The organism is uncultured Actinobacillus sp., assembly GCF_945915845.1.
Classification (GTDB): domain Bacteria; phylum Pseudomonadota; class Gammaproteobacteria; order Enterobacterales; family Pasteurellaceae; genus Exercitatus.
The window spans coordinates 37,853-55,436 of record NZ_CAMEFX010000005.1 but is presented as its reverse complement, the minus strand read 5'-3'; the positions used below and the strand labels follow the sequence as shown (position 1 = coordinate 55,436).

At 39.2% G+C, this 17,584-nt stretch carries 19 protein-coding genes and 1 tRNA gene; 7 read left to right on the top strand and 13 right to left on the bottom strand.

The features are described from left to right. Positions 1-71: 71 nt before the first annotated feature. Both Q0O89_RS02835 and Q0O89_RS02830 read left to right on the top strand, forming a co-directional pair. Entirely contained in the window at positions 72-314 is a 243-nt protein-coding gene (locus Q0O89_RS02835; protein ID WP_293730256.1) for a type II toxin-antitoxin system RelB/DinJ family antitoxin, read from the top strand. A gap of 88 nt (positions 315-402) precedes the next feature. Then, complete coding sequence (locus Q0O89_RS02830) at positions 403-1,803, top strand: porin family protein (protein ID WP_293730255.1); 1,401 nt, start codon at positions 403-405, stop codon at positions 1,801-1,803. 78 nt (positions 1,804-1,881) lie between these two features. On the opposite strand, the gene rsmC is transcribed toward Q0O89_RS02830, so the two are convergent. After that, positions 1,882-2,874 (bottom strand): 16S rRNA (guanine(1207)-N(2))-methyltransferase RsmC, encoded by a 993-nt coding sequence (rsmC, locus tag Q0O89_RS02825; protein WP_293730254.1) that lies wholly within the window; start codon positions 2,872-2,874, stop codon positions 1,882-1,884. 61 nt (positions 2,875-2,935) lie between these two features. Between rsmC and Q0O89_RS02820 the strand changes: the two genes are divergently transcribed. Continuing rightward, positions 2,936-3,361, top strand: coding sequence for a DNA polymerase III subunit psi (locus tag Q0O89_RS02820; RefSeq protein ID WP_293730253.1), 426 nt, complete (start codon positions 2,936-2,938; stop codon positions 3,359-3,361). Positions 3,362-3,428: 67 nt separating this feature from the next. Then, positions 3,429-3,505 (top strand) — tRNA-Met (locus Q0O89_RS02815). A 97-nt stretch (positions 3,506-3,602) separates the two neighbouring features. Here Q0O89_RS02815 and proA read toward each other — a convergent pair. Further along, the gene (gene proA, locus Q0O89_RS02810; RefSeq protein WP_293730252.1) at positions 3,603-4,853 is read right to left on the bottom strand and encodes a glutamate-5-semialdehyde dehydrogenase; all 1,251 of its coding nucleotides are present in this window, start codon (positions 4,851-4,853) and stop codon (positions 3,603-3,605) included. A 112-nt stretch (positions 4,854-4,965) separates the two neighbouring features. Next, positions 4,966-6,186 carry a beta-ketoacyl-ACP synthase I gene (gene fabB / locus Q0O89_RS02805; RefSeq protein WP_293730251.1) on the bottom strand — a complete coding sequence of 407 codons (1,221 nt, stop codon included), beginning with the start codon at positions 6,184-6,186 and terminating at the stop codon, positions 4,966-4,968. A 165-nt stretch (positions 6,187-6,351) separates the two neighbouring features. On the opposite strand from fabB, the gene mnmC reads away from it, so the two are divergent. Next, positions 6,352-8,364, top strand: coding sequence for a bifunctional tRNA (5-methylaminomethyl-2-thiouridine)(34)-methyltransferase MnmD/FAD-dependent 5-carboxymethylaminomethyl-2-thiouridine(34) oxidoreductase MnmC (mnmC, locus tag Q0O89_RS02800; protein WP_293730250.1), 2,013 nt, complete (start codon positions 6,352-6,354; stop codon positions 8,362-8,364). A gap of 56 nt (positions 8,365-8,420) precedes the next feature. Here mnmC and lexA read toward each other — a convergent pair whose 3' ends face one another. The 7 genes from lexA to Q0O89_RS02765 all read right to left on the bottom strand — a co-directional run bounded on the left by lexA (position 8,421) and on the right by Q0O89_RS02765 (position 12,619). Continuing rightward, positions 8,421-9,053 (bottom strand): transcriptional repressor LexA, encoded by a 633-nt coding sequence (gene lexA / locus Q0O89_RS02795; protein ID WP_293730249.1) that lies wholly within the window; start codon positions 9,051-9,053, stop codon positions 8,421-8,423. A gap of 135 nt (positions 9,054-9,188) precedes the next feature. Next, entirely contained in the window at positions 9,189-9,671 is a 483-nt protein-coding gene (gene smpB, locus Q0O89_RS02790; protein ID WP_293730248.1) for an SsrA-binding protein SmpB, read from the bottom strand. A gap of 28 nt (positions 9,672-9,699) precedes the next feature. Continuing rightward, the gene (arcA, locus tag Q0O89_RS02785) at positions 9,700-10,407 is read right to left on the bottom strand and encodes a two-component system response regulator ArcA (RefSeq protein ID WP_293730247.1); all 708 of its coding nucleotides are present in this window, start codon (positions 10,405-10,407) and stop codon (positions 9,700-9,702) included. A 191-nt stretch (positions 10,408-10,598) separates the two neighbouring features. Next, complete coding sequence (locus Q0O89_RS02780) at positions 10,599-10,883, bottom strand: YciI family protein (RefSeq protein ID WP_293730246.1); 285 nt, start codon at positions 10,881-10,883, stop codon at positions 10,599-10,601. Between the two features lie 15 nt (positions 10,884-10,898). Beyond that, a complete protein-coding gene (gene yciA / locus Q0O89_RS02775) occupies positions 10,899-11,360 on the bottom strand; it encodes an acyl-CoA thioester hydrolase YciA (protein WP_293730245.1) in 462 nt (153 codons plus the stop codon). A 3-nt stretch (positions 11,361-11,363) separates the two neighbouring features. Next, positions 11,364-11,900, bottom strand: coding sequence for a septation protein A (locus tag Q0O89_RS02770; protein ID WP_293730244.1), 537 nt, complete (start codon positions 11,898-11,900; stop codon positions 11,364-11,366). Continuing rightward, complete coding sequence (locus tag Q0O89_RS02765; protein ID WP_293730243.1) at positions 11,897-12,619, bottom strand: hypothetical protein; 723 nt, start codon at positions 12,617-12,619, stop codon at positions 11,897-11,899. The genes Q0O89_RS02770 and Q0O89_RS02765 overlap by 4 nt, the downstream gene beginning before the upstream one ends. Positions 12,620-12,892: 273 nt before the next feature. On the opposite strand from Q0O89_RS02765, the gene Q0O89_RS02760 reads away from it, so the two are divergent. Further along, the gene (locus Q0O89_RS02760) at positions 12,893-13,540 is read left to right on the top strand and encodes an OmpW family outer membrane protein (RefSeq protein ID WP_293730242.1); all 648 of its coding nucleotides are present in this window, start codon (positions 12,893-12,895) and stop codon (positions 13,538-13,540) included. 77 nt (positions 13,541-13,617) lie between these two features. Here the strand turns inward: Q0O89_RS02760 and recN are convergent, their stop codons facing one another. Continuing rightward, on the bottom strand, positions 13,618-15,294 hold the full coding sequence (gene recN, locus Q0O89_RS02755) for a DNA repair protein RecN (protein WP_293730241.1): 1,677 nt from the start codon (positions 15,292-15,294) through the stop codon (positions 13,618-13,620). 78 nt (positions 15,295-15,372) lie between these two features. After that, on the bottom strand, positions 15,373-16,284 hold the full coding sequence (locus tag Q0O89_RS02750) for an NAD(+) kinase (RefSeq protein WP_293730240.1): 912 nt from the start codon (positions 16,282-16,284) through the stop codon (positions 15,373-15,375). A gap of 113 nt (positions 16,285-16,397) precedes the next feature. On the opposite strand from Q0O89_RS02750, the gene grpE reads away from it, so the two are divergent. After that, entirely contained in the window at positions 16,398-16,994 is a 597-nt protein-coding gene (gene grpE / locus Q0O89_RS02745) for a nucleotide exchange factor GrpE (protein WP_293730266.1), read from the top strand. A gap of 77 nt (positions 16,995-17,071) precedes the next feature. Here the strand turns inward: grpE and rnhA are convergent, their stop codons facing one another. Then, a complete protein-coding gene (rnhA, locus tag Q0O89_RS02740) occupies positions 17,072-17,536 on the bottom strand; it encodes a ribonuclease HI (RefSeq protein WP_293730239.1) in 465 nt (154 codons plus the stop codon). Positions 17,537-17,584 lie beyond the last annotated feature (48 nt).

The following is a 17,584-nucleotide window of genomic DNA, read 5'->3' as shown; positions in this document are numbered from 1 at the left end:
TCATTCTTTAAATTGTACTTATTGTTCAAAAAAGACTACAATAGGACTACAAATGAGAAGGAGTATTCTATATGAGTGAAACTTATATCCGAGCTAGAATTGATAATGGCATTAAAGATGAAGCAACTGCTGCACTAAAAGCAATGGGCCTAACGATGTCTGAATTCTTACGCATGGCGGTAACTCGTGTTGCAAAGGAGAAGGCAATACCATTTGAAGTCAAAGTGCCAAATGCCGTAACACTACAAGCAATGCAAGAGGCTCAAGAAATCTTATCTGAAAAACGTGCGGTTTTTCCTCCAGAATTATTCTGACTTTAGCTTTAAGTGTAATTTGTTACTTCATCTTTAATGAAAACTTGTATAAACGCCTATTTGGGCATAGCAAATTACACTTAAATTTATGAAAAAATATCTCTCCCTTACCTTTTTTATTCCTTTAGCAGTAAACGCAACCCCCGAATTGGAAATCAAATCCGCCGAGCCTACATTACCACAACAAGCGGTTATTTTTTCAGAAAAATCCGCAAATAGTGAGGAAATCACTTTAACTAAAGAGCTTATTAGTAAGCCTGAACTGACTCGTCAAATGTTAAATCGGGCGATTGATAGCCGACAATTTCATTTATTGCCTGAACTGGTGTGGATTTATCAACAAACACCCAATCCCGATTTGATACTGATCGATTATGCCAACGGCATTATTTTGGCAAGTCAGGGGGAGTATAAAACGGCAATCGATCTCTATCGTGGCATTATTGCGAAACACCCTAATTTTCAGCCTGTGCGTTTTCGTTTAGCGCAGATGTTGTTTGAAGATCGGCAAAATGAAGCCGCACTTGCACAATTTCGTAAGTTACAAGCGGACGGATTACCACCGCAAATTGCAAATGGAGTGGAACAATATATTGCCGCTATTCAAAAACGTTCGGATTGGACATTCGACTTTGGTGTGAATTATTTGCACGAAAGCAATGTCAATAATGCCTCAAGCTCGCCTTATGTTCGGGTGGGGAATGTGCCGTTTAAGAAAACGGAAGAGTCGCTACCGCAATCGGCAAATGGGCTAAGTTATCATCTCAATTTGGCTAAAAATTGGAACGTCAGCGGTTCGCACTATCTGCATTTTGAGAACCAATTTAGCGGAAAATCCTATTGGGATAATCATCAATTTGACGATCAACAAAACCGTTCAAGTCTTGGCTACCAGTATCAAAATGCCCAAAGTCGTCTTTCCTTTTTGCCTTATTACGAAATGCGTTGGTATGGTAATCATCGCTACAATCACGGCTATGGAGTTCGAGTTGAAGCCGAACATTGGCTTACCTCCCAATGGCAACTTTCTACCGCAGGGGAAATGGGTAAGCTCAAACATCGGGGTGAAAATCAGCTGGCGGATAGCACAACATTATTTGGTTCTGCCACGCTACTTTATGCCTTTAATGCGAAAAGTTATCTCTATGGCGGTGTAGATGTGCTGCGAGATCGGACATTAGAGCGTTCTTTAGCCTCAAAACGCTATACAGGGCGAATCGGTTGGGGGCAAGAATGGTGGGGCGGCATTTCCAGCCGTATTCAGCTCAGTTATGGAAAGCGTGAATTTGACCAAGCTCACCGCATTTTTAATCAAGTACGTCAAGATAGAGAGTTAGGTCTGAACGTTACACTTTGGCATCGTAACCTGCATTTTTGGGGAATTACGCCGAAAATCAGCTATCAATATCAGCGTGTGAATTCAAATTTAGTGGATCTTTATTCATATAAACGAAATCGGGTTTATTTGAGTTTTGAGAAGACGTTTTAGTGATCAATCAAAAAAGTATCATTGCATTTGTAATAATAAGCTATCATCAAGGGCGAATTTCCATTCGCCCTACTCGCTTTACGCTCTGACAGAATAAACCTTAAATTTTCCATTCTTCGCCAGCACATCATGTGAACCAAAATATTGGTCAAGTAAATCAGGATAAGGCAAGAAAGCATTTGCCACAATGCGTAGCTCGCCGCCGTCTTTTAAATGCCATTTTGCCTGTTTAATCAATTCGTTCACGGCTCGATAAGCGGTATCAATGCCGTCATGGAACGGTGGATTAGAAATAATGAGATCAAATTTGTCTTGAATATGCGAAAACACGTCACTTGCCTGCACCTTACCGTCTAACTGGTTTTCCGCTAAGGTTTTCTTCACCGATTCAATGGCCATGGCGTGAATATCGGTCATCATAACATTGGCTTTCGGGTTTTGCTTTTTCAAATACGCGCCAATCCCCCCTGCACCACAGCCTAAATCCAACACATCGCCACGAATATGCGTATCAATGGTTGAGAGCAATAACGCCGTGCCATTATCCAATTCATTGGCACTAAATACCCCCGGTAAACTATAAATTCTTAAGCCCCCCAACAGCGGATTTTCATAAAGCGTCCAATATTTATCTAATTGAAAGTGCGGTGTTTTTTGTAGTTGAAAATGATACAAGCCACAACGGCGCGCGCTATCAATTTTGCCCACCTCCCCCAATTCGCCCAACAATTTTTCTACCGAACGCACACCACAACGATTTTCGCCAATGATCAATACTTCCTGTCCAACCTTTGCATTGGCAAGTAATTGCATTAATTGGAATTGGACTTCCGCTTTGTTTTTTGTCCAATAATACACAATCAAATCCGCGGTTTTATCCAAAACAACCGAAAAATTCACCGCACTTTGCGTTTTGGCATAATCAAAATACCACGACCAGATCTCAACATTTTTTGCCATTGGGCGAATTTGTTGCGGAAAATCATCGTTAATGCCGCCCGCAAATAAAATGGTTTTATCTTGAAATAAATGTAAATGGCGTTCTAAAACTTGGCTTTCGAGAGAAATCATTTGGGAAAATCCTATAAGGTAGGCTAAAATTATCGGCATTATAACGGAAAACGGAAACCGAATGAACAGACGCGATTTGTTACTACAAGAAATGGGGATTACGCAATGGCAATTACGCCGGCCTGATGTGCTAAAAGGGGCGGTGAATATTCCTGTGTCACAAGAAATCCGTCTTATTGTCATTGCTGAAACGGCTTTAGATTTTGATGAACCCTTTTTATGGGATCTTTTGCGCAGTGTTGAAATACAGAAAAATGAATGTTTGCTTATCGATTTTGATCATGCGCAACATTTAAAGGTTCAACAACCGGTGTATTATTGGTTGTTGTCAGAAAACAGCGAAAAAATTCACCGCACTTTTGAACAATTGAAAACGGATAATAGCCCTCTTTGGCAAACGGAAGAACTGGCGAAATTGAAACAAAATGCCAAACAAAAGCGTGAACTTTGGCGACAAATTCAGCAATCATTTATCCAATCCGTTTAATTTGTCGGCAATTGCACGATTTTGACTTGCAATCTTAAATGAAAAGCGTATATTTACGCACATCAGACGCGGGGTGGAGCAGCTTGGTAGCTCGTCGGGCTCATAACCCGAAGGCCGTCGGTTCAAATCCGGCCCCCGCAACCAGAATTTAAAAAAGGCGTTAACTTCGGTTAACGCCTTTTGTCTATTCGGCTCTTTGTCAAACACAAACGTGGCGGTTATCCCACCACGCTAAAATGCACTACACTCGTGACGTATAACCCCCCACAGCCACCCATTTATAAGTGGTTAAGGCTTCTAATCCCATAGGGCCTCGGGCGTGCAGTTTTTGTGTACTGACCGCCACTTCTGCACCGAGACCAAATTGTCCGCCGTCAGTGAAACGGGTGCTCGCATTAACATAAACCGCGGCAGCATCCACTTGCGCCACGAATTGACGTGCCAACTGCTGGCTTTCAGTTAAAATCGCTTCCGAATGTTGCGTGCCATATTCGCGAATGTGATCGATGGCGGCATGAATATCTTTAACCACCAATACATTTAAATTCGTGCAAAGCCATTCTTTACGCAAATCTTCATCTTGCACCGCCTGCACATCCGCACCAGCCTGTTTTAAAATATTCAGCGCAGTCGCATCTGCAAAATAGTTGACGTTTAAGTCTGCAGCGAGTTTTGGTAAAAATTCCGCGGCAATGCTCTCTTGAACTAACAAGGTTTCCAAGGTATTGCAGGTGCTAGGGCGTTGGGTTTTCGCATTTTTGATCACCGAAATTGCTCTATTTTGATCCGCACTTTGCTCTACAAAGGTATGACAAACCCCAATTCCGCCCACGATCACAGGGATGGTTGAATGTTGTTTACAAAGCTCATGTAAACTTGCGCCGCCGCGTGGAATAATCATATCCACATAACGATCCAACTTCAGCAATTCCATCACCAATGCGCGGTCAGGGTCAGTAATCGCCTTTACGGCTGCCTTCGGTAACCCCGCTTGTTCAAGGGCGTGTTGCACGACATTAACTAAAATCTGATTGGAATGTTGCGTTTCTTTGCCACCCCGTAAAATTACCGCATTGCCTGTTTTCAAGCAAAGGCTTGCCACATCAATGGTCACATTAGGGCGAGCTTCATAAATTGTACCGATCACACCAACGGGAACACGCAAACGCTCTAATTTCAAACCACTATCTAACACGCCACCATCAATAATTTTGCCCACAGGATCGGCTAAAGAAATCACATGACGCACGTCATTGGCAATGCCTTTCAGACGCTCAGGGGTTAATAACAAACGATCAATAATCGCCTCGCTAATCCCTTTTTCTCTGGCATTTTCAATATCTTTTGCATTTTCACGCAAGATCTCATCTTGTTTGGCTTCCAGTTGATCCGCAATGATTTGTAACGCACGATTTTTTTCTTGGGTTGAAAGCTGACTTAACTCAAAGGACGCTTGGCGTGCTGCTTTTCCCATTTCAATTAAATTGGTCATAATACATTCCTTAATTTATAATTTTCCACAGCATACTCGATTTTGGAATATAAAAAAAGTGCGGTGAAAAACATCATCAATTTTCACCGCACTTCATCCTGTCTTACGTCAATTATTTGGTATAACGTTTAAACACCAAGGTTGCATTTGTACCACCAAAACCAAAGCTATTCGACATAACTGTTTGTAAGCCAGCATTTTCTTTGGTTGCTGTGACGATATTTAAACCTTGTGCTTGTTCATCTAAGGTTTCAATATTGATACTTGGCGCAATAAAATCATTATCCAACATTAATAGCGTATAAATAATTTCATGTGCTCCAGCCGCGCCTAAAGAGTGACCTGTCATTGATTTCGTTGATGAAATTGCAGGAACGTTGTCGCCAAATACATTTTTGATCGCGCCTAATTCTTTTACATCACCCACCGGTGTTGATGTACCATGTACGTTGATATAATCGATTGGGCTATCTACGTTGGCCATTGCCTGTTTCATACAGCGTTCCGCGCCTTCGCCACTTGGTGCTACCATGTCATAGCCATCTGATGTTGCACCATAACCGACGATTTCTGCGTAGATTTTCGCACCACGTGCTAATGCGTGCTCTAATTCTTCTACCACCACAACAGCACCACCACCGGCAATAACGAAACCGTCACGGTTTGCATCATAAGCACGAGAAGCTTTTTCTGGGGTATCATTGTATTTTGTTGAAAGTGCGCCCATTGCATCAAACTCTGTAGCACATTCCCAAGATAATTCTTCCGCACCACCGGCAAAAACGATGTCTTGTTTGCCTAATTGGATTAATTCCCAAGCATGACCAATACAGTGCGCAGATGTCGCACAAGCTGAACTCATTGAGTAGTTCACACCGCGAATTTTATAAGGTGTCGCTAAACAAGCGGATACACTTGATGCCATTGTTTTCGTCACAGCATAAGGCCCTACTGCTTTTACACCACGTGGACCACGGACCGCATCACAAGCCACTAATTGGCTATGTGCAGAACCTGTCCCCGCCCCGATAACTAAACCGGTACGGTCATTAGATACTTGCTCTTCCGTCAAACCGGCGTCTTCAATCGCTTCTTTCATAGAAAGATAAGCATAAGCTGCCGCATCGCCCATAAAACGATAAACTTTACGATCAATATGCTCAGAAGGATCTAATTTAATCGTCCCGGCGATATGGCTACGCATCCCCATTTCGATAAAGCTAGGTACAGTTTCAATCCCTGATTTACCTACTTTTAATGAGGCTAAAACTTCTTCTTTGTTGTTACCGATACTAGAGATAACACCGAAACCTGTGATAACGGCTCTTTTCATTCTTTTTTCCTTTGTTACTAGGTTATTTTAAACTCGCCTTACACTTGTAAGCTGAATGGTAATTTACTATGAAATCAAAATAAATCAAGTTTTTATTACAACATTCGACCACTTTACATCATTCTGCGCTTATAATGTATCAATTACACCATAAAAGAAATCATTATGTTACACGTACAACCAGCAAAAATCCATTTTGATCAAACCAATACCCCAATTTCTGATGCTTTTGATGATGTTTATTTCTCAAATCAAAACGGCTTAGCCGAATCCCAATATGTTTTTCTTGAAGGAAATCGTTTATGGGAACGTTGGCAACAGTTTACGGATTCACATTTTGTCATTGCTGAAACAGGTTTCGGTACAGGATTAAATTTCTTTGCAGTAACCACGCTCTTCCGTAAATTTCGCCAAGAAACCCCACATTCACCACTTAAACGTTTGTTTTTCATTTCTTTTGAAAAACACCCTATCCCAGTAGAAAATTTAATTCAGGCACATCAAAGCTATCCCGAATTTCAATCGCTTTCCGCCACCTTACAATTAAACTGGCAAGATCCCATCACAGGCTGTACACGCATTCACTTTGCCGAAACCACATTAGATCTTTGGTTTGGCGATATTCAAACCCAATTACCACAACTTGGGGATGTAATGCAAAATCGTGTAGATGCTTGGTTTCTGGACGGCTTTGCTCCAAGTAAAAACCCCGATATGTGGAATGAACAAGTCTACACCTTTATGTACCGTTACAGCAAAACAAACGGCACTTTTGCTACATTCACAGCGGCAAGTGCGGTGAGAAAAGGGCTTGAATCTGTCGGCTTTCAAGTTGAAAAACGCAAGGGATTTGGACATAAACGAGAATGTTTGGCAGGAACCAAAACACAGACTTCAGAACAACACTCCCAAACTCCTTGGTATTTACCGCAAGCGGCGCAATTTGAAGGTCAAGCCGATATTGCTATTATAGGCGGAGGAATTGCTTCACTTTTCACCGCACTTTCCTTATTAGAACGCGGCGCAAAGGTCACTGTTTATTGTGAAGATGAAGCTCTGGCTCTCAATGCTTCAGGCAATAAACAAGGTGCTTTTTATCCACAGCTTAGCGATGACGATTTGCGAAATATCCGTTTCTACATCCATGCATTTGCTTATGGGCACCAACGATTACGCCAAGCCATCGTCAACAATATTGAATTTGAACACGAAATATGCGGTATTGCCCTATGCGGTTACGATGAAAAAAGTGAAGTGAAATTAGCAAAAATAGCTAGCTATCATTGGTCATCTGATTTATATCGCCCAATGACGTCCGAAGAGCTCAGTGATGCGATTGGCTTACCTGTACCTTGTGGCGGTGGATTTATTCCCAAAGGGGCATGGCTTGCTCCACGTCAGTTTGTACAAAATAGTTTCGCTTATTTACACACACTCGGTTTAAATATAAAAACATCGCAAAAAATCACCGCACTTGAACAAAACCCAGTGGGTTGGCAACTTATCACCGCCAATAACGAAAAATTTAGTCATGATATTGTGGTGTTAGCTAATGGTTATAAAGTTAATCATTTTACTCAAACTGAACAACTTCCACTCTACCCTGTTCGAGGTCAGGTAAGTCAAATTCAGACAACCGAAACCTTACGTAAACTCAAATCTGTCGTGTGTTATGACGGCTATTTAACACCTGTGGATTATGCGCAAACAAGTCATTGCATTGGTGCAAGTCATGTGCGTGATAGTGATGATCGCCAATTTAGTGAAATTGAACAGCAAGAAAATCAACAAAAAATCCAGAAAAATCTCCGTTTAGATTGGACACAAGATGTGAATACACAAAGCAACCTTGCAAGAGTTGGCATACGCTGTGCTGTGCGTGACCGTATCCCAATGGTAGGCAATGTGCCAAATTTTTATGCTCAAGCCGAACAATACAAAAACTTGTTTAACTTGCGCCGCCGTAAACAACCAATTCCATCTGCGGTAAATTACAATAACCTCTACCTCATCGCGGCTCTTGGTTCACGCGGTTTAACCTCTGCACCTATTTTAGGGGAAACGCTTGCTTCAATTATTTATGGAGAACCTGTACCATTAAGTGAAGATATTATGCACGCATTAAGCGCAAATCGTAGTTGGATGCGAAAACTGCTAAAGGGAGCTACAGTTGTATAAAAAAGGGTAATAGGCAAATTGCCTATTACCTCTAATTTATCTGCAATATCGTTTGATTACATCCAAGCATTGTTACGAATAATGCCTACAGCAATCCCTTCGATTGAGAAATGTTCTGTTTCACGTAAATTAACCACAATAGGCTCGAATTCTTCGTTTTCTGCATGAAGATAAATAACATCACCTTTACGCTCTAAACGTTTTACAGTCACTTCGTCTTCAATTCGTGCCACAATCACTTGACCATTTCGTACATCTTTCGTGCTATGAACTGCGAGGAGATCGCCATCCATAATACCGATATTTTTCATAGATTGACCATAAACTTTAAGCAAGAAATCTGCTTGAGGTTTAAACATATCCGGATCCACTTTGTAAGTTCCTTCAATATGTTGTTCTGCAAGAATAGGTTCACCTGCTGCAACTTGCCCAATTAATGGTAATCCTTCAAGTTCATCATTTGCTGCATCGAGTAGTAAACGAATACCGCGTGATGTCCCTGCTAAAATCTCTACAGCACCTTTACGCGCAAGTGCTTTCAAATGCTCTTCTGCCGCATTGGGAGAACGAAAACCCAATTCACGTGAAATTTCTGCACGTGTCGGCGGCATACCTGTTTTATCAATATAACTTTTCAAAAAGTTGTACACTTCTTGTTGACGTGCAGTCAACGGTTTGCTTAATTTCATTTGTTCTCCTTACCCTTATATAGTATATATTGCCATTATATACAGCCTGAAATTAATTTCAAGTTTTTATGTAAAAATTCTCAAGCTGTATGATTCTCATAAAAAAACAGCTCCATATTAATGAAGCTGTTTAATCTAGCCACGCTGGGTGTTTTTCATAATACGATCTTTTTGCATTTTCCATTCGCGTTCTTTGATATCTTCGCGCTTGTCATGCTGTTTTTTCCCTTTGGCCAAACCAACTTTGACTTTTGCCCACGCCCCTTTCCAATAAAGGGAAAGCGCGAGAATGGTGTATCCATCACGATTTGCTTTACCAAATAAACTATCCAATTCACGTTTACTTAATAATAATTTACGTGTTCGGGTTGGATCACAAACAATATGTGTTGAAGCCACACTTAAAGGTTGAATATTGGCACCAAACAGAAAAGCTTCACCGTTATTAAAAATAACGTAGCTATCGCTAATATTTGCTTTTCCTGCTCGCATAGACTTTACTTCCCAACCTTGTAATGAAAGTCCAGCTTCAATTTCTTCTTCTATAAAATAATCGTGACGGGCACGTTTATTTAATGCAATCGTATTAGAGCCTATTTTTTGTTTTTTCTTTGTCATATTTTTTATAATTCGTGTTAGTTATGATTTATTCAATTTCACCACAAAAACGATAACCTTCACCATGAATAGTCGCGATGATTTCAGGCGTTCCTTCGTGATTTTCAAAATGTTTACGAATACGGCGAATAGTAACATCAACAGTACGATCATTCTCTTTTAGTTCGCGCCCTGTCATTTTATGCAAAAGCTCTTCACGCGTTTGAATTTTTCCCGGATTTTCACAGAAATGAAGCATTGCACGAAATTCACTGCGAGGTAGTTTATATTCTTCCCCTTCCGGATTAATCAATACATGCCGATTAATGTCTAAGGTCCAACCGTTAAAACGATAAAACTCAACAAGCATTTGTTTTTCTTCACTATTTTTCATGGTGCGTTGCAATAAATTGCGTGCACGAATAGTTAATTCACGAGGGTTGAATGGCTTGGTAATATAATCATCCGCCCCAATTTCTAAGCCAAGAATTCGATCAACTTCATTATCTCGCCCCGTTAAAAACATTAAGCCCACATTGGCTTTTTCACGCAGTTCTCGAGCAAGCATTAACCCGTTTTTACCCGGCAAATTAATATCCATAACAACAAGATGAATCTCTTTTTCCGCTAAAATTTGGTTCATCTGTACCCCATCGGTTGCTTCAAAAACATCATAACCTTCCGCTTCAAAAATACTTTTTAGCGTTGTTCTCGTAATGGTTTCATCTTCTACAATAAGAATGTGTGGTGTTTTCATAACCGCCCCTATAATCCCTAGTTTTAATTAGGGGTATTTTATATTTGCAACAAATTTGTAACAATAGAAAATGTCGCTTATTAGCTAGTTTTTATGATTTAGATCATAAAAATAAGAAAAGCACGATGTTTTTTTCTTTTTTTCGGACAAAAAACGCACCTCGAAGGTGCGTATGCTATGCCATAAATAGATTAGAAGACGCGCTTATAAGGCTTAATAATCACTTCTCCATAGACACCGGCATCCACATAAGGATCTTGACTTGCCCAGGTTTGCGCTTCTTCAAGACTGGCGAATTTAGCAATCACTGTGGAACCTGTTACGCTAGAGCCATCAGCAGTAGGATTAGGCCCGGCAGTTAAAAGACGCTCTTCATCTTGTAACTGTTGTAAACGCGCTAGATGCTCTGGACGAACAGCAAGGCGTTTTTCTAATGTATTGGGGATATCTTGAGCGAAAATAACAAAGTAGTCCATGTTTCCTCCTTTTATCTATGCTTCGTTTTTACTCTCTTGCATTAACAATGCAAGTGCTTGTTCTAATTCTGGATTGTTTTCGGTTGGTACTGGACGTGGTTTACCATCTTTATCGATAGCCACATAAGTAAAAAGCGCTTCCGTTACACAATATCGATCTCGAACACCTTCATAGACTTGTTTGATCCAAACTTCCATTTTAACTTGCATAGAAGTGCGGCCAACTTTAAGTAATTTCCCGTAACAACAAACAACGTCGCCAACAGAAATTGGGCGTAAAAATGTGATCTTATCTACACAAACTGTAACGACACGACCTTTGGCAATTTCTTTTGCCAAGATAGCACCGCCCATATCCATTTGTGACATAATCCAGCCACCGAAAATATCGCCATTCGCATTGGTATCCGATGGCATAGCAAGTGTACGTAAAATTAACGAACCATCAGGTTGGCGAGCTTGTTTTTGTTCTGTCATAGCTTATTCTTTGTCCTTTGGTAGATAACGATAAATATAAATACCCGTTGCCACTGTGGCAACAAGTGTCATAGCAATAATGCCAAAAGATTTAAAATCAACCCAAATTTCTTCCGAATAATTTTGGCTGATATAAATATTCATGAGCATACATATAATAAAGAAAAGTGCCCAACCAAGATTAAGTTTATGCCAAACTTCAGTGGGCAATTCAAGTTCTTTGCCCAGTAATTTTTGAATTAAAGGTGTTTTAAAACCCAATTGAGCAATTAATAACACACAGGCAAAAAAAGCATAAACAAGGGTCACTTTCCATTGTAAGTATTTAACTTCGTTAAAATAGGCGGTCAAAGCACCAAAAAATATCACCGCACTTCCCATAATAACTTGTTGTTTTTCAATTGCACCATATTTAAATTTTAAAATGGCCAATTGAAGTGCGGTTGCTATCATCAAGGTTATTGCAGCGGCTTGAATGCCGGAAAGTTTGTAAACCACGAAAAAGAGTATGAGTGGTATAAATTCGAGTAGTTGTTTCATTTGGTCTTCACCTGTTGTGTAAAAATTGTATAAAAACGATATGTTAATACGAGTGAAAAAGTATTGATAAACGCACTCACCACAAATACGAGAAATAATGAAATACTATTGGCTACCAATAATGTCAATTGAAAAATGAACAATGGAAAGCAAAAATAAGTGATAAGACAGTATAAAAATAATGTACTGCCGCGGCGGTGTGTTAATTTTAGCATATATGGCAGCGCATTTTTAAAATGACAATCCCCCATTAAATAAGCAATAGGTGCGAGGCAAAAGCGTACAAAAACAAAAATCCCTAGAACGATTAAAACAAGAGCAAAAAAAGAAGGGGATTGTTTTAGTATAATTGCATATACCCCATTGAGAATGCCTAATCCTAGGGGCAGAAAGCATAACATGCTTAGCAAGAAAAAACCTAAAAAACGGCGTAGGGCTTGCATGACAGATATTTGTAAATTTAAATTTTTCCCTTGGCTAATATGATCAATTGCTACAAGTGCCCAAGCAGAGATAAATAAAGGAATGATTTTTTGCACCATCATACCCATATCATCACCTACATTATCAGAAATCATTGCTCTAGGTTGCTCTGGTGCAACCAATGCCAACAGCCATGTGATACCAACAAATATCAACACAAACGTCACAACAAATTGACGTTGATTACGTACAAAATTCCAGCTATCTTTAAATAGTTCAGTAAAGTTAATCGTCATAAACCATCCAATAAAACACATTAAATTTTAACCGCACATTATACCTACTTTATAATTAAATTCATAAAAAAGTGAAAATTTGATTTATATCAAAATGCCCCGACAACATAATAATGTAAAAAGTTCAGTAGATCAGGATATAAAAATTAGGTTAATTTTTAAAACTATGATCTAGATCACAGATTTAATCCCTCAATAGGGGTATAGTTTGTTTTGTGTAAATGCACAACAATATTAGGGTTATTATTTCATTGTAAGACATAGGAGTCGATTATGAAAAAAACAATGTTAGCATTAGGAATCGCAGCAACTTTAGTGAGCGGCGTTGCTTCAGCACATGAAGCTGGTAGCTGGATTGTGCGTGCAGGTGGTATCTATGTATCTGCAAATTCATCATCACATACTAATACAGCAACAGACATAAAATTAAATGTACATGATAATCAACAATTAGGTTTAACTGGAACCTATATGCTCACTGATAATATCGGGGTTGAATTATTAGCCGCAACACCATTTAGCCATTCTATTGATGCAAGCGTTCCTGCACTAGGAGCCGCATTAGGTGAAACGGTTAAAGTAAAACACTTACCACCTAGCTTATATGTTCAATATTATTTCTTGAATAAAGATTCTGGTTCCCGTCCATATATTGGTGCTGGTCTTAACTATACTCGTTTCTTTGACGCAAAAATTAAAAACGATAACATCTCTGATTTACGCGTTAAAAAACATTCTGTAGGTCCAGTGATTAATGCAGGTATCGATATTAAATTGACTGATAATTTCTATCTCAATACAGCATTGTGGTATACACATATTCGAACTAAAGCAAACTTTAAAGCATTAGGCGCAGAACATGAAGTTGCGATTAAACTTGATCCGATTATTGCTTTTGCTGGCTTAGCTTATAAATTCTAAATCATCTTACAATTCTTTAATTTCATTAATTCGAAATAAAGACCTTGTTTTTAAAGCAAGGTCTTTCATTATCACTGCTACAACGCAAGCATTAACATTTCTTGTGCATTTGCAAGCGCACTTTCTGTAATACTGGCCCCACCAAGTAATTTTGCTAAGGCTTTAACACGTTCTTGTGCGGAAAGTGCGGTCATATTGGTTTCAGTTTTGCCGTTTATGGTAAATTTCTCTACCGTAAAATGATGATGTCCTTGGCAAGCCACTTGCGGTAAATGGGTAACACAAATGACTTGGCATTTATTCCCTAAATGGCGCAAAAGTTTGCCTACAACACTCGCTGTGGCTCCACTAATCCCCACATCAATTTCATCAAAAATGAGCGTTGGAATAGCTGTTTTATCAGAAGTCAACACTTGAATGGCTAAAGCAATACGAGACAGCTCTCCTCCTGAAGCGGTTTTTGCCAATGGTTGTGCTGATTGCCCTAAATTACTTTGCAAATTAAAAACAACACTATCTGCACCATTTGTCGTTATTTTATTGTAATCTGTCTCTAAATGAACAAAAAATTGGGCATTTTCCATGGCTAGCTGTTTAATCGAAGCAGTCACTTCCGCCGCTAATTTATCTGCCCCTTGTTGACGGCTTTGATGAAGTGCGGTCGCCGTTTGTTGCATTTTATTAAAAGCTTGTTTTTCTTGTTCAATTAATATCTCTTCACTCTCTGAAAAATCTAACAATGCACTTAATTCAGCCTTTAAGGTTTGATGAAACTCAACAAGATCAGTAGGTTGGAGATTGTGTTTACGCGCAAGTTGAATCGCTTGCCCCATTCGTGTTTCAATTTCCTGTAACAAATATGGATCTTGCTCAATACCTGATGAAAGACTATGCATTGTACCGGTGGCTTCTTGCACTTGAATCAATGCCTCATTGAGCATTGTTTGTACATCCATATAATTAGGATCGAGTGATACTAACTCCTCTAAATGTTGAATGGCTCGATAAAGTAAACTATCTACACTAACCGTTTCATTTTCACTTAACACTTGTAATGCTGATTGTGAAAGTGCGGTCAATTCTTCGCTATTTGATAAACGTTTGTGATCTTCTTCTAATTCTAAAAATTCATTGGGTTGAAGATTAAATTCATCCAATTCACTGACTTGATATTGTAAAAGTTGTTTTTTAGCTTCGTTTTCAGCACATTTTTGTTTAAAAGTTTTGACTTGTTGCTGAAGTGTTTTCCATTGATGATAATCTTCATGCATTTGTGCTAACAAGGTAGTATGAGCGCAAAAGTTATCCAACGTTTCTAATTGAAAATCACTTTTGAGTAAAAGCTGTGATGCGTGTTGTCCATTAATATGAATTAAATGCTGCCCTAGTTCTTTTAATTGTGCTGCAGACACTGGGGTGCTATTAATAAAGGCTTTTGAACGACCTTCACTATTAATAATACGGCGTAAAATACAGTTCTCAGGGTTATCTTGGTCTTGCAAGTCTTGCTCAATAAGCCAGTTGGCTGCGGGGCTTTGTGGTTCAATAACAAAGGTCGCACACACATCCGCACGCTCTTGTCCTTCTCGTAACATCGAAGCTTCCGTACGTTGCCCTAAGCACAAACCTAATGCATCAATAGCGATAGACTTCCCCGCCCCTGTTTCACCGGTAATAACAGACATTCCTTTAGCCAGTTCAATATCCAAATGGCGGACAATAGCAAAATTGTTAATAGTGAGTTGAGTAAGCATAATAAAACCCTCTTTACTGTATACATTTAATATTAACAATATCTAAATATACAGTAAAGTGATTTTTTACAGTATTTTTTAGAAGAGTTTTTTTAGCCAGCCTAATTTTGAACTTAATACATTGTAATAATTATAATTTTGAAGATGTAGCAATCGGAACTTATAGGGTGATTTTTTCACAGTAATAATATCATCACTATTAAAGCTCAAGGTTAATTGGCTGTCACAACCTACCTCTAATTGTGGCGTATTATATTCAGCAAAACGTAAAGAAATTTCACTGTTACCATCAATCACTAGCGGACGTGATGAAAGCGTATGTGGGAACATAGGAACTAAGGCAATCGCATTTAATTGTGGTGTTAGAATAGGCCCACCAGCCGATAAAGAATAGGCTGTTGAGCCGGTTGGCGTCGCAATAATTAAGCCATCAGAACGTTGGGAAAAGGCAAATTTATTATCAATATACACATGAAAATCAATCATATGGGCTATTTTTGCCGGATGAATTACCGCTTCGTTAATGGCATGGCCTGTGGCAATAATTTCGTTATTACGCACAACGTTAACCTCAAGCATAAAACGCTCTTCCACAAAAAACTCACCATTCAAACAAGCTTGTAGTTGTGCATAAGTATTTTTCGGATCGATATCTGTAAGAAAGCCTAAATTCCCACGGTTAATCCCAATTAAGGCAATACCATATTTGGATAAAATACGTGCCCGCCCCAACATATTGCCATCACCACCAATCACAATCGCTAGCTGTGCTTTTTGACCGATTTCATCAAGATTTGCCAAATCTGATTCGACAATATCTAATGATTTCCCCACTTCATCTTCCACAAGCACTTGATAACCACGCTCTTGTAACCACAGATAAATATTTTTATGCATTTGTAAGGTGACATCATGGCGCGGCCGCCCGACCAAACCAATAGTTTTAAAGGAAGTATGTAGCGGATTACGGTGTTCTTGTTGGATTTCCATAGATTTTGCTTGAATTATCTTAAACAGCCCTTATATTACAACGAAACAAGCATAGCGCAAAGGTTAACATTCATAAAATCCTTTGCTAAAATGACCGCACTTTCATTGATAACATTGATAAAACGGAGAAAACAATGTCTGAACAAGAATTAAAGCAAGAAAATTTGGCTGAAAACACAGAAGAATTAGAACAGCCAGAGGTTCAAGCGGAAGAAACTGCCGCAGATCCTTTAGAAGAAGCGATTGCGCGCGTTCAAGAATTGGAAGAACAGCTTGCTGATGCCGCAAAAAAAGAACAAGATGCGTTGTTACGCGCTCGTGCGGAAGTGGATAACATTCGCCGCCGTGCTGAACAAGATGTGGAGAAAGCCCATAAGTTTGCTCTAGAGAAATTTTCAAAGGATATTTTGAATACGATTGATAACCTTGAACGCGCCCTTGCTACACCGGCTAATAAAGAAGATGAGTCCATAAAAGGGTTATTTGATGGTGTAGAATTAACCTTAAAAGAATTATTAGCGACAGTTGCTCGTTTTGGTATTGAGCCCGTAGGGATTGTGGGGGAAACCTTTAACCCGGATTTACATCAAGCGATTTCAATGCAACCTGCAGAAGGCTTTGAAACAAACCAAATTACCACAGTTCTACAAAAAGGCTATTTACTCAATAATCGCGTCATTCGTCCAGCGATGGTAATGGTTGCCGCATAATTGGTCAAACTTAATCAGTGCATAGTATAGATAAAAAGTGGCTAATATTGGTTTTCTTCAACTATTAGCCACTTTTTCTATTCAGCTTGATAGCCAATATCTTCTAAAGTCGGGTTTTCTGCCCCTTGTTTGGCTAATTCATCACAAATTTCATTTTCACGATGACCGGCATGTCCTTTTACCCATTTCCAGTTGATTTCATGGCGTTGAATTGCGGCATCAAGTGCAATCCATAAATCTTGGTTTTTTACAGACTTGCCTGTACTGGCTTTCCAATTATTTTTCTTCCAATTAAAAATCCACTGCGTAATTCCATTTTTCATGTATTGACTATCGCTACTTAAGGTAATTTTGCAAGGTTCTTTTAGGCTATCCAATGCTTCAATAACTGCTCGTAGCTCCATGCGGTTATTGGTTGTTTTAAAATAACCCTTTGAAATCGTTTTTTCATGTTGTTTATAACGTAATAAAACGCCAATACCACCTGCCCCCGGGTTGCCTAAACATGAGCCATCCGTAAAAATTTCAATGTATTTCTTCATAATCTGATACAATCGCCAAAGTTATGATGATCATACCGTAAATTTTGA